The sequence below is a fragment of the Pseudomonas sp. NPDC089547 genome (assembly GCF_050280665.1).
GTDB lineage: Bacteria > Pseudomonadota > Gammaproteobacteria > Pseudomonadales > Pseudomonadaceae > Aquipseudomonas.
The window spans coordinates 34,773-47,753 of the sequence record NZ_JBNNVS010000019.1 but is presented as its reverse complement, the minus strand read 5'-3'; the positions used below and the strand labels follow the sequence as shown (position 1 = coordinate 47,753).

At 63.5% G+C, this 12,981-nt stretch carries 10 protein-coding genes; 5 read left to right on the top strand and 5 right to left on the bottom strand.

The genetic code is table 11. The features are described from left to right. Positions 1 to 68: 68 nt before the first annotated feature. From aroQ to ACQKPZ_RS15130, 4 genes are all read right to left on the bottom strand, one after another. Positions 69 to 524, bottom strand: coding sequence for a type II 3-dehydroquinate dehydratase (aroQ, locus tag ACQKPZ_RS15145; protein WP_003255330.1), 456 nt, complete (start codon positions 522 to 524; stop codon positions 69 to 71). Between the two features lie 179 nt (positions 525 to 703). After that, entirely contained in the window at positions 704 to 2,476 is a 1,773-nt protein-coding gene (locus ACQKPZ_RS15140; RefSeq protein WP_427539381.1) for a protein-disulfide reductase DsbD, read from the bottom strand. Positions 2,477 to 2,714: 238 nt separating this feature from the next. Further along, positions 2,715 to 3,494, bottom strand: a complete 780-nt coding sequence (locus tag ACQKPZ_RS15135; RefSeq protein ID WP_391131148.1) for a methyl-accepting chemotaxis protein — start codon at positions 3,492 to 3,494, stop codon at positions 2,715 to 2,717. A gap of 1,349 nt (positions 3,495 to 4,843) precedes the next feature. Then, complete coding sequence (locus tag ACQKPZ_RS15130; protein ID WP_427539378.1) at positions 4,844 to 6,202, bottom strand: diguanylate cyclase; 1,359 nt, start codon at positions 6,200 to 6,202, stop codon at positions 4,844 to 4,846. 248 nt (positions 6,203 to 6,450) lie between these two features. On the opposite strand from ACQKPZ_RS15130, the gene ACQKPZ_RS15125 reads away from it, so the two are divergent. The 5 genes from ACQKPZ_RS15125 to ACQKPZ_RS15105 all read left to right on the top strand — a co-directional run bounded on the left by ACQKPZ_RS15125 (position 6,451) and on the right by ACQKPZ_RS15105 (position 11,460). After that, positions 6,451 to 7,518, top strand: coding sequence for a DUF2333 family protein (locus tag ACQKPZ_RS15125; protein WP_391130898.1), 1,068 nt, complete (start codon positions 6,451 to 6,453; stop codon positions 7,516 to 7,518). A 2-nt stretch (positions 7,519 to 7,520) separates the two neighbouring features. Next, complete coding sequence (locus ACQKPZ_RS15120; protein ID WP_427539375.1) at positions 7,521 to 8,057, top strand: NUDIX hydrolase; 537 nt, start codon at positions 7,521 to 7,523, stop codon at positions 8,055 to 8,057. 328 nt (positions 8,058 to 8,385) lie between these two features. Continuing rightward, complete coding sequence (locus ACQKPZ_RS15115; RefSeq protein ID WP_391130893.1) at positions 8,386 to 8,757, top strand: translation initiation factor Sui1; 372 nt, start codon at positions 8,386 to 8,388, stop codon at positions 8,755 to 8,757. Positions 8,758 to 8,908: 151 nt separating this feature from the next. Continuing rightward, entirely contained in the window at positions 8,909 to 10,822 is a 1,914-nt protein-coding gene (speA, locus tag ACQKPZ_RS15110) for an arginine decarboxylase (protein ID WP_391130890.1), read from the top strand. 182 nt (positions 10,823 to 11,004) lie between these two features. Further along, the gene (locus ACQKPZ_RS15105; RefSeq protein WP_427539372.1) at positions 11,005 to 11,460 is read left to right on the top strand and encodes an REP-associated tyrosine transposase; all 456 of its coding nucleotides are present in this window, start codon (positions 11,005 to 11,007) and stop codon (positions 11,458 to 11,460) included. Between the two features lie 90 nt (positions 11,461 to 11,550). On the opposite strand, the gene ACQKPZ_RS15100 is transcribed toward ACQKPZ_RS15105, so the two are convergent. Beyond that, complete coding sequence (locus ACQKPZ_RS15100) at positions 11,551 to 12,888, bottom strand: MATE family efflux transporter (protein ID WP_427539369.1); 1,338 nt, start codon at positions 12,886 to 12,888, stop codon at positions 11,551 to 11,553. Positions 12,889 to 12,981 lie beyond the last annotated feature (93 nt).

Here is a 12,981-nt window from a genome sequence, read left to right as displayed (position 1 = left end):
GGGGCGAAATACAAAAAACGTATCGATACGTTTCTATCGAACCCTGGCCCACTGAGGCCAGGGTTTCATCATTTGGGCTGTGCGTTGGCAGCCAGTTGTTCCAGTGCGGATTCCAGGGCCAGGCGATAACCGCTGGCGCCCAGGCCGCAGATCACTCCTACGGCAACATCGGAAAAGTAGGAGTGGTGACGGAACGGTTCGCGTTTGTGCACGTTGGACAGGTGCACTTCGATGAATGGGATGCTCACCGCAAGCAATGCGTCACGTAATGCGACGCTTGTGTGGGTGAAAGCAGCCGGATTGATCAGGATGAAGTCCACACCCTCGTTGCGTGCGGCGTGAATGCGGTCGATCAGTTCGTATTCGGCATTGCTCTGCAGGTATTGCAAATGGTGGCCTGCGGCGCGGGCACGTTGCTCCAGGTCCTGGTTGATCTGGGCCAGGGTCACGGCGCCGTAGTGGCCTGGCTCGCGGGTACCGAGCAGGTTGAGGTTGGGGCCGTGGAGCACCAGTAGCGTTGCCATCTGCGGATTCCTTGGATTTGTAGGGCAATTCGACACAGCGCGGCGAGTGTGCCGCAAAGCGACGGCAGGTGTCCAGTTCCCGGCAGTAGCCAGCACGATGTCCGAGATTCGCGCGAAGTATGTGACCAAATAATTAAATCTGGTCACTCGTTTCAGGATTTTTCCCGGCACGCGGGAAGTTATAGACCGACTTTGCCGCGCACGCGTGTCAGAATTTGCGCAAATTCACCGGCGTTTATCTCGCCAATCACCCGATCGGCGGTCATTTCGCTGCCGTTCGCGGAAAAGAACAGCAGGGCCGGGGGGCCGAACAGCTGGTAACGGTCCAGCAGCGTGCGTTGCTCGGCATTGCTCTCGGTGATGTCGAAGCGCAGCAGCGTGAAGGCTGCCAGTTGCGGCTGTACCTGTGGCGCGTTGAGTACCTCGTGTTCGATCACCTTGCAGCTGATGCACCAGTCGGCGTACCAGTCCAGCAACACCGGCTGGCCAGCCGCCTTGGCCTTGGCCAGGGCTGCGTCCAGTGCAGCGGGAGTGGTGATGGTTTGCCAGGCGTCAGCCTTTGCCGCGGGGGTGTTGCCGCTTGCCGCCAACGCTGCAACCGGCAGCGGGCGCAGCGGGTCGCCCTGGCCGCTCAGGGCGCCGTACCAGCAAGCCAGGGCGTACACCAGCAAGGCCAGCCCCAGCAGTTGGGCGAGGCGCTGGCGTGGGCTCTTGACGACGAACTCCAGCGCACCGAGGAACAGCGCCACGCCAGCGGCGAGGAAGCCGACCAGCAGCAAGGTCACGGGCCCCGGCAGCACGCGGCTGAGCAAACCGATGGCCAGCCCCAGCAGCAGCACGCCGATGGCGTTCTTCACGGTATTCATCCAGGGGCCACTCTTTGGCAGCCAGGCTGCGCCACCGGTGGCTACCAGCAGCAATGGCGCGCCCATGCCGAGGCCCAGGGCAAACAGCTTGAGGGCACCCCCCAAAGCATCACCGCTGGCGCTGATGTACAGCAGGGCACCGGCCAGGGGCGCCGACACGCACGGCGAAACCAGCAGGCTGGACAGCACGCCCAGCACGGCCGCGCCCAGCAGTGACCCGCCTTTGGTGCGGCTGGCGACGTTATCCAGGCGGTTGCTCAGGGCCTGTGGCAGCTTCAGTTCGAACAGCCCGAACATGGCCAGGGCAAACGCCACGAAGAACAGTGCGAAGGGTACCAGCACCCAGGCCGATTGCAGGCGTGCCTGCAGGTTCAGGCCGGCGCCGAACAGGCCCATCAGCGCGCCAAGCGCCGCGAAGCTGGCAGCCATTGGCAGCACGTACGCCAGCGACAACGACAGCCCGCGCAGGCCGCCGACCTGGCCACGAAGCACCACGCCAGACAAGATCGGCAGCATTGGCAGTACGCAGGGCGTGAACGTCAGGCCGACCCCGGCGAGGAAAAACAGCAGTAGCGATTTCCAGTTCCAGCCGTGTTCGGCGGTGGCGGGGGCGTTTGCGCCGCCTTCGCCATCGATGCTCAGCCGCGCGGTTTCCGGTGGGTAGCACAGGCCCTTGTCGGCACAGCCTTGGTAGCCGACCAGCAGGGTGAAGGCGCGCGGGTCGGTGCGCGGCAGTTCGATGTCGACTACGCCGTGATAAACCTCGACGTCGCCGAAGAACTCGTCGTGTTTGGCCTCGCCCTTGGGGATGTTGGGCGTACCCAGGGTGATGTCGGCAGGCTCTGTGTGGAACTGGAAGCGGTGTCGGTAGAGGTAGTAGCCCTCGGTGGCGACGAAGCGCAGCCTGATGGTTTGTGCATCGGCCTGGACCAGGTTGAGCTTGAAGGCCTCGTGCACCGGCAGGAAGTCGGCATTGTTGGCCAGCGAAGCGGCGCCGAGGGTGGCACTGGGGCGGTTGTCGAGCAGGCCCGTGGCGAATGCAGGGCTGGCCAGCAGCAGGAACAGCAGGAAAAACAGGCGGTGCATGGCGGACTCGCGAGGTGGAACGTGCAGGCCATGATAACGGAACTGTTGTGGGTTGGCCTCAGTCATCATGAACGCGTGCGCCGGCCTTGTGGGAGCGGCCTTGTGTCGCGAAAGGGCCGCAACGCGGCCCCGGCAATGTCAGCTGTGATGCACAGACCCCGGGGGCGCTTCGCACCCCTTTCGCGACACAAGGCCGCTCCTACAGGGACAGCGCATACCTTGGGTTTTACAGGCCCGATCAAACCCTGAACGCACGCACCGCGCGGTTCAACTCGCCCCCCAGGCTCAGCAATTGCTCCCCTTGCTCACGCCCCTCGCCAATGCGCAGCAGGTTGTCTTCGCCCAGCTCATGAATCCGCTCGCTGTGGTCGCGGATTTCACTCACCGCGCCACTCTGCTGCGCCGTGACATCGGCAATCCGCACCGCCGTATCGGAAATGGTGCGGATGGCACTGACAATCTCGTCCAGCGCCCCATCCGCCGCCTGGGCCTGGCTGGCGGTGGCTTCGGCATGTTCAAGCTGCGCTCGCATCCCGGTCACCGAGCTCCTCGCCGCCTGCTGCAAGCGGTCGATCAGTGCCTGAATCTCGCCAGTAGCCCCCGTGGTGCGTTGCGCCAGCGAACGCACTTCATCGGCAACCACGGCAAACCCCCGGCCCATCTCGCCCGCACGGGCCGCTTCGATCGCAGCGTTGAGCGCCAGCAGGTTGGTCTGCTCGGCAATCGAGCGGATCACTGTCAGCACCCCCCCAATGGTCGCCGACTCTTCCGCCAGTTGTTCGATCATGCGGGCGTTGCCCTGCACTTCATCGACCAGCTCTCGCAAGCCCGACAAGCTTTGGCCGATCACCGCCTGGCCCTGTTCCACCGCACGCCCGGCATCGCGGCTGGCATCGGCGGCGGCGCTGGCATCACCTGCCACTTGCTGGATGGTTGCTTCAAGTTCACCCAGGGCATCGCGGATCTGCCCGGTGTCGCCCGCCTGGCGTTCGGCGCCGTCGTGCAGGGCGGCGCTCATGCCGGCCAGGGCATGGCTGCTGCCGGCCACCTGCTCGGCGTTGTGGCGGATGGTGCCGACCAGTTCCACCAGGTATTGGCGCAGGCGGTTGAGCGATTCCTGGATGTCGTGCAGTTCGCGGTTGGTCTTGCCCAGGTCGATTGGCTGGCCGAAGTCACCCTCGGCCCAGCGCGACAGGGCTGGTGCCAGGCCGGTGAGGGTGCGCGTCAGGCGGCGTTGCAAGGTGTCGATCAACAAGGCGATCAGCAGGATCAAGCCAATCATCAAACCCTGGATGATGCGCACCTCGGCGGCAATTTTCCCGTGCTGGCCACGTACTTCGGGCTCCAGCGCTGCGATGGCTAGCTGCACGGCCTCCAGGCGTTGATTGGTGCTGGCGGCCAGGGCGCCGCGGCGTTCGATCTGTTCGCGGGTGCGCTGCAATTCAGCCGGGTAGCGGCTTAGCAGGCTTTGCAGTTCACGTTTGAGGCCAACCGCGATGTCCTCTTGCTGGGCATTGGCCTGGGTTTCAAGGCCCATCATCGCGGCGAAGTCGTCTGCACCGGATTCGGCGGCGCGGGTTACGCCAAGCAGGGGCAACGCGTCGATGGCCTGGGCCTGGGCGCGGATCAGTTGCAGTTCGCGTTCCACCTCGTCGGCCAGCTCCGGGCGGCCGCTGCTGACCAGTTTGTCCCGGGCCAGCGAAAGGCGGCTCAGGTGCACAGTGGCGTCGAGCAATGGCAACAGGTAGCGGTTGGCATCGGCGCTACCGCTGTCGCGGGCGTAGCCGGCCAGTTGCTCGAAGTTGGCCCCCAGTTCCCGCTCGGCCTGCAACAGCAGGGCTTGTGGATCGCCGGCCAGTTTGCCGGCTGCCAGCAGTTCATTGGCCGTAAAAGCCTGCAGGCTGTCCAGGCTGGGGCGCAGTTTGTCGGCCATCTCAGCAGGCCATTCGGGCAAGGCGGCCCGCAGTTGCTGGTTGCCCTCCATGGCGGCTGCATGGCGAAGTGCGTCACCGCTGCCGAGGTAAGCCTGGATGTTGCGTGCTGCCTGGTTCTGGAACTGCTGGGACAGGCCCAGGTAGTGTTCCATCATCTGGTAGGGGCGCTCCAGCGCCCGCTGCGACCACCATAAGGTGGCGCCCAGGGCGAGGCACACGGTCACCAGCAACAGGGTGTTGAAATTGGTCAGCCACTTCAGGCGCATAGCTGCGAACTTCCTGCGCAGGGGAGAGGTAGGCGCCTGAAGTTATTGCGATTTTGTGACCGGGTGATGACGCCGATGGGTTGGCGCCAGAAAAAAAGTGGCACAGTGCCTGTATTGGTGAAGAGCTGTGCTGGCCTCTTCGCGGGCTCGTCCAGGCGACAGAAAACTCAGGGTTCTACGCGCACCACGCAATTACGCCCCGCATGCTTGGCCCGGTACAGCGCCTCGTCCGCTGCACTGGCCATGGTCAGCGCATCCAGCCCCTCATCCAGCTGCACCACCCCGGCACTGAAGGTGCACTGCAAATCCCGCGGCTGCGCCGGGTAAAGAATCTCGGCAAAACGCCGGCGAATCTCGTCCAGTACCTTGTGCGCCGCATCCAGGGCCGTGTTGGGCATGACAATGGCGAACTCCTCACCGCCATAACGGCCGATAAAATCGGTCTTGCGCAAGCGCTGCTTGAGGAACAGCGCCAGGCTCTTGATTACCCGGTCGCCCATGGGGTGGCCGTGGCGGTCGTTGATCTTCTTGAAGTGGTCGATGTCGAGCATGGCAAAGCTCAACGGCTGCTGCTCACGGCGTGCGCGGAAGCTGCAGTCTTCCAGCAGTTGCAGGATGTGTGTGTGGTTGTATAGCCCGGTCAGGCTGTCGCGTACCATGCGCGCCTTGAGGTGGCGGGCGCGGGCGGCGCGGTTGCGCACGGTGGTGATCAGGTGGCGTGAGCGAAACGGCTTGGTCAGGAAGTCATCCCCGCCTTCGCTCATGGCATCCAGCTGCTTGTCCAGGTCGTCCTCGGCAGACAGGTAGATGATCGGCACGCTCACATAGCGGTCGCTGTGGCGGATGACCTTGGCCAGTTCCGGGCCGGTGCAGGCCGGCATGTACAGGTCAAGGATGATCAGGTCGGGCTGGAAGTCGGCAAGCTCGGCCATGGTGCGGATCGGGTCGGTCAGGCTGCGGGTGACCATGCCGGCGCTGGCGAGCACACGCTCGGTATGCAGGGCCTGCGTGCGCGAGTCGTCGATGATCAGCACGCGTAGCGGGTCTTGTGCAGTGGCGTTGGTCAGCAGTTCCACCTTTTCCAGCAGGCTGGAAGCCTCCAGGCTGCCGGTGAGGAAGTCCTGGCCACCGGCGCGCACGGCGGCCAGGCGGGTTGGGGTGTCGGCGTCATGGTGGCTGAAGAACAGCAGCGGAATAGGCTGTGCCAGCCCTAGCTGCACCTGGGCAGCCAGCCGCAGGCCTTGGCCAGCACCGGTGAAGTCGACGTCCATGACGATGGCCGAAGGTGGGTATTCGCTGATCGAGGCGCAGAACGCCGCAGCGCTGGGCAGGGCTTGCACCACCAGGCCGAAGAATTCCAGTTGCTGGGCCAGGCGCTGGGCACGCCCGTGGTCCTGCAGCAGGATGTACACCGGTTTACGCAGGGGCGGCAGCAGCACCTGGTCGAGCGGGTCATCCTTGCGCAGGCCGCTACGCGTCGCCTGCTGGGCGGGGCACTGCGGGCTCGGCTCGACTGCTTGGCTCATGTCCTGGCTACTTATAGGTTGGGATATGCAGGGGCAATGATGGCTCTATGCTAGCAGCTCTTTTCAAAGGCGTGAGTGCCCTGCATCAACAAAGCGGCCAGAACGAATATTCAGTTGCTGACTGAATGGTCGCTTATGCGTACGGTAGTGTCTGCTTTATAGTGCTGCCACGCGGGCTTGCCGTGGCACCCTGGCGCAGGCCTGTGGTCAAAGCCCCTGAACCGTCGTGACTGATTAAGGACAAAGCCATGCTGGACTGGAAAAACCGCGAGGCCAAAGCCGAGCCCCGCGAGCGTGTCGATGGCCGCGGCGCTGCTGCCCGTAGCTACCTTGGCGGCCTGTGGAGCCGCGCCCTGGGGACCCTGATCGGGTTGTACCTGCTGGTGTGCATCGGCCTGGGCTGGTACTGGAGCCAGGAGCCTGCGCTGTTCCCGGTGCAGCAGAATGCCCAGGCTGCTGCTGAGCGCGGTGGCCAGCAGATGGTGGTGGGCTACACCACCATCGAAACCCTCAAGACCGTGGCCGGTACCTTGCTGAACAAGCCAGGCGGCTACATTTCCAATGACCGCTTCCCGCCAGGGCTGTGGATGGACAACATGCCGAGCTGGGAGTACGGCGTGCTGGTGCAGGTGCGCGACCTGTCCCGTGCCCTGCGCAAGGACTTCGCCCGTTCGCAGTCGCAGTCCACCGAAGACGCCGACCTGGCCAAGGCGGAGCCGCGCTTCAACTTCGACAACAAGAGCTGGATCCTGCCATCGAGCGAGTCGGAGTTCGAAGAGGGCATCAAGTCGCTGAGCCGCTACCAGACCCGTCTGGCTGCTGGCGACAAGGGCGCGATCTTCTACACCCGTGCCGACAACCTGAACAACTGGCTGGGTGATGTTGCCACCCGCCTGGGCTCGCTGTCGCAGCGCCTGTCGGCCAGTGTTGGCCGGGTCAAGCTGAACTCCACGCTGAAGACCGAGTCGGTGGTTGCCGGCCAGGCGCCGCAGGTGGATGAAGAGCTGGTGGAAACCCCATGGCTGCAGATCGACAACGTGTTCTACGAAGCCCGTGGCCAGGCCTGGGCGCTCTCGCACTTGCTGCGTGCCATCGAGGTGGACTTTGCCGACGTGCTGGCGAAGAAGAACGCCACGGTCAGCGTGCGCCAGATCATCCGTGAGCTGGAGGCCTCGCAAGAGCCGCTGTGGAGCCCGATGGTGCTCAACGGCAGTGGCTTTGGCATGTGGGCCAACCACTCGCTGGTCATGGCCAACTACATTTCCCGAGCCAACGCTGCGGTCATCGACCTGCGTCAGCTGCTGTCGCAGGGTTGATGATGGCTATCGGCCCAAACGAGGCCGCCCACCGGGCGGCTTCTGACCGCGAACTGGTCTGCTGGGTGGACGAGGCCGACCAGGTGCTGGGGGCATTGCCCCGCGCCGAACTGCGCGAGCGCGGGTTGATCGGGCGTTGCACGTTCATCCTGCTGTTCAATAGCGCCGGTGAGTTGTGTGTGCACCGGCGAACCTTGAGCAAGGCGCTGTACCCGGGGTACTGGGATGTGGCGGCGGGTGGCATGGTCACGGCCGGGGAAGGCTATGCCGAGTCGGCGGCGCGTGAACTGGCCGAGGAGTTGGGCATTGAGGGTGTGGAACTGCGGTTTCATGAGCGGTTCTACTTTGACCAGCCCGATAACCGGTTGTGGTGTGCGGTGTATTCGGCGGTGTCGGATGCGCCGTTGCGCTTGCAGCCGGAAGAGGTGATTGAGGCTCGCTTTGTCAGCCTTGGGTTGGCCGAAGAGGAAAGCCTGGCCAAACCCTATTGCCCGGACTCGTTGGCGGCGTTGCAGCGCTATAAAGCTAGCCTGGGATGACGCAGGGGACCGCGTTGCGGTCCTTTCGCGACACAAGGCCGCTCCTACAGAGGACCGTGCAAGCCGAAGGGACGCGTTCTGTTGTAGGAGCGGCCTTGTGTCGCGATCGGGCTGCGCAGCAGCCCCCAAGCGCGAGTAGTCGCAAAACATTCGTAAAATGCCGCAATCCAGTACTTAGCAACCGCCCCATTTATCGTTAAACTGCGCGCCCTTTTCGGGCTGTCGCATTTCTTGCGGCAGTAGCGCCGCCCCTGCCAGAGTGGGGCTTCGCGGTCGGCCTCAACCCCAAGGCACGACCAGTTTTTGTCCTCAGCACAGAGGAACAAAAGTGGCCAAGAAAGCTTCTTCCTTTTCCGCCCTTGGCGGTCTCGTGTACTCCACCGACGCCGGTCGGCACTGCCCCGACTGTGGTCAGCCGGTGGATGCCTGCATCTGCAAGCAGCAAATTATCCCCGAAGGCGACGGCATTGCCCGTGTGCGCCGTGAGAGCAAAGGCCGTGGCGGCAAGACCGTGACCACCGTCAGCGGCGTGCCGCTGCCGCCCGACCAGCTCAAGGACCTGGCGGCGGCCCTCAAGCGCCGCTGTGGTACCGGCGGCGCCCTGAAAGACGGGGTTATCGAGATCCAGGGCGACCATGTCGAGCTGTTGATCGGCGAGCTGACCAAACAGGGTTTCAAGGCGAAAAAGTCCGGCGGCTGAGGCCACCACGCGATTTTTTGCCCAGCGCTTTCTAAACTCGTTCCCGTGGCCAGGGTCTATGCCTGAGCACGGATGAATCGTCATTTTCAGCTTTTACACTCGCTCCGCTGCCTGCGGGGCAGTGTTTTCGACTTATCTATAGGGGACTTGAATGTCCGTACGACGCACACGCAAAGACGATGGTAGCCAATGGACCGTGGCCGACAGCCGCAGTGTTTATGGCATCCGCCATTGGGGCGCTGGTTATTTCGCCATCAATGAAGCCGGGCGCGTCGAAGTGCGCCCGAACGGCCCCGACAGCGCGCCGATCGACCTGTTTGAACAGGTAGACGAACTGCGCCAGAGCGGCCTGTCGCTGCCATTGCTGGTCCGCTTTCCCGACATTCTGCAGGACCGCGTACGCCAGCTGACCGGCGCGTTCGACGCCAATATCGCGCGCCTGGAGTACCAGAGCCAGTACACCGCGCTGTACCCGATCAAGGTCAACCAGCAAGAAGCCGTGGTGGAAAACATCATCGCCACGCAGAACGTCTCCATCGGCCTGGAAGCCGGCTCCAAGCCAGAGCTGCTGGCGGTGCTGGCGCTGGCGCCAAAGGGCGGCACCATTGTCTGCAACGGCTACAAGGACCGTGAGTTCATCCGCCTGGCGTTGATGGGCCAGAAGCTGGGCCACAACGTGTTCATCGTCATCGAGAAAGAGTCGGAAGTGGCCCTGGTGATCGAGGAGGCCGCCGAACTCAAGGTGAAACCGCAGGTGGGCCTGCGCGTGCGCCTGTCGTCGTTGGCCTCCAGCAAGTGGGCCGATACCGGTGGCGAGAAGTCCAAGTTCGGCTTGTCTGCTGCCCAGTTGATCTCGGTGGTGCAGCGCTTCCGCGATGCCGGCCTGGATCAGGGCATCCGGCTGCTGCACTTCCACATGGGGTCGCAGATCGCCAACCTGGCCGATTACCAGCATGGTTTCAAGGAAGCCATCCGTTACTACGGCGAGTTGCGTGCACTTGGCCTGCCGGTCGACCACATTGACGTGGGCGGTGGCCTGGGTGTCGACTACGACGGTACCCACTCGCGCAATGCCAGTTCCATCAACTACGACATGGACGACTACGCTGGCGTGGTGGTGGGCATGCTCAAGGAGTTCTGCGACGCGCAGGGCCTGCCGCACCCGCACATCTTCTCCGAAAGTGGCCGCTCGCTGACTGCGCACCACGCCATGTTGGTGATCCAGGTTACCGACGTCGAGAAGCACAACGACGACGTGCCGACCATCGAAAACAAGGAAGCCCTGCCCGAGACCGTGCAGTGGCTGGTCGACCTGCTGGGCCCGACCGACATCGAGATGGTCACCGAGACTTACTGGCGCGCCACCCACTACATGGGTGATGTGGCCGCGCAGTATGCCGATGGCAAGATCACCCTGGGCGAGAAAGCCCTGGCCGAGCAGTGCTACTTTGCCGTGTGCCGTCGCCTGCACAACTCGCTCAAAGCCCGCCAGCGTTCGCACCGCCAGGTGCTGGACGAACTGAACGACAAGCTGGCCGACAAGTACATCTGCAACTTCTCGGTGTTCCAGAGCCTGCCGGACACCTGGGCCATCGGCCAGGTACTGCCGATCATCCCGCTGCACCGCCTGGACGAAGAGCCGATGCGTCGTGCGGTACTGCAGGACCTGACCTGCGACTCTGACGGCAAGATCAACCAGTACGTCGACGAACAGAGCATCGAAACCAGCATGCCGGTGCACGCGGTGAAGGAAGGCGAGGACTACCTGCTGGGCGTGTTCCTGGTTGGTGCCTACCAGGAAATCCTTGGTGACATGCACAACCTGTTCGGTGACACCGACTCGGTGAACATCTACCAGAACGCCGATGGCAGCGTGTACCACGCCGGTATCGAGACCCACGACACCATCGAAGACATGCTGCGCTACGTGCACCTGTCGCCGGAGGAGTTGATGACCCACTACCGCGACAAAGTGGCCAGCGCCAAGATCACCGCGCGCGAGCGCACCCAGTTCCTGGACGCGTTGCGTTTGGGCTTGACCCGGTCTTCGTACTTGTCGTCGTAATTGACGGGGCCGCTCCTACAGGTAACCGCGTACTATCTGCCGTACGCGATCCCTTGTAGGAGCGGCCTTGTGTCGCGATCTGAGGGCGCAGCCCTCACCGCGTCATACGCGGTAATGATCAGCCCATGCCACCTCTCGTCACGACACCTATCCTGCGAATGCAATGTTCAAAGGAAGTCGACATGGATCGTCACGGCAATCACCGCTTGCGCCAAGGGCGCTATTCAGAGCCAGGCAGGCTTTACCTGCTAACCACTATTACCCGTCAGCGCTTGCCCCTGTTCCAGAACCTCTGGTTTGCACGAGCGGCCATCCATCAATTGCGTCTGAGTGATCAGGAAGGCAATTGCCGCTCATTGGCTTGGGTTCTGATGCCAGACCACCTGCATTGGTTGATCGAGCTGGGGCCAACGAGTCTGGATAGACTCATGTGCGCCTTCAAGTCACGAAGCAGCTGTGCGCTTTACCGTAAAGGTGCCGAGCGTGAGCACATCTGGCAGCCTGGTTTTTATGACCGGGCGTTGCGCAAGGACGAGGATGTCAGGGTTGCTGCCCGCTACATCATAGCCAACCCCATTCGGGCTGGCCTGGTGCGGCGGGCTGGTGATTATCCCCATTGGGATTGTGTGTGGGTGTGAGACCGAAGGTGAGGGCTTCGCCCTCATTTCGCGACACAAGGCCGCTCCTACACGGGATCGCGATTCCAGACCGACCCGCGGTACCCGGCATTACCGAATCCACTCACCGCTCTGCTGCAACCGCCACCCCACCCACCCCAATGTCACCGCCCGCAAGCCCATGAACCCCAGGAAAGCCAACCACAACCCATGGTTGCCCAACCCGTTCATGGCCACCGCCACCGGCAGCGCAATCAACACCGAAAGCAGCATCGCATTGCGCATCTCTCGTGCCCGCGTCGCACCAATGAACAACCCGTCCAGCAAGTAACTCCACACCGCAATCACCGGTAGCAACGCCAGATACGGCAAGTACGGATAAGCCGCCGCCCGCACACTGTCGATGTCGGTCTGCATGTCGATAAACAGGTGCCCACCCAGCAGGAACAACCCGGCGAATCCCACACTGGTGATCAGTGACCAGCCACAGGCCACCACCAGCGAACGGCGCAGGGTATCTCGGTCACGGGCGCCAATGGCGTGGCCGCACAGGGCTTCGACTGCATGCGCCAAGCCATCCAGCGCATAGGCGGTCAGCAGCAGGCCATTGAGCAGCAGGGCGTTGGCCGCCACGGTGGCTTCGCCCAGGCGCGCGCCTTGCACGGTAATCAGCAGGAACACCAGTTGCAGCGCCAGGCTGCGCAGGAAGATGTCGCGGTTTACCGACAGCAGCGGGCGCCAGGCCTGCCAGCGCTTGAGCGCCGCCCACACGATCTGCCCTGGGTAAGCACGCAGGGCCGGGCGGGTCAGGGCCAGGCCGAGCAGGGCGGCACTCCATTCGGCAATCACCGACGCCCGTGCCGAACCGAGCACGCCCCAGTCCAGGCCCAGCACGAACCACAGGTTCAAGGCGATGTTCAGCAAGTTGGTGGTCAGCAGGATCGCCAGCGGCGCCCGGGCATTCTGTGTGCCAAGGAACCACCCCACCAGGGCATAGCTGGCCAACGCCGCCGGCAGGCCGAGCAGGCGGGTATGGAAGAAGTCTTCAGTGGCTTGCTGGAGGGCGGCGCTGGGTTGCATCGCATGCAGTGCAAGCTGGCTGAACGGCAGGGCCAGCAGGCCGATGAGCAGGGCAAAGCTCACCGCCAGCAACAGCCCTTGCACCAGCACCTGGCGCAGCGCAGCACCATCGCCACGGCCGGCAGCCTGGGCGGCGAAGCCGGTGGAGCCCATGCGCAGGAAGCCCATCAGGCCGACCATGAAGGTGAACAGTGTGGCACCCACGGCCACAGCGCCCAGTTGGTGAGCGTGGGGGAGGTGGCCGATGACTGTGCTGTCAACCAGCGCCACCAGGGGCACGGAGATGTTGGACAGGATCATCGGCGCGGCCAGCGCCCAGACCTTGTGGTGGGTGGGGCGGTGGCGCCAGTCGGCGTTCAGTGCAGTCATTGGGTGTCCTGGGGAATCTGGGGCTGCTTCGCAGCCCTTTCGCGACACAAGGCCGCTCCTACAGGGGAAACGCGGTCCGTGTAGGAACGGCCT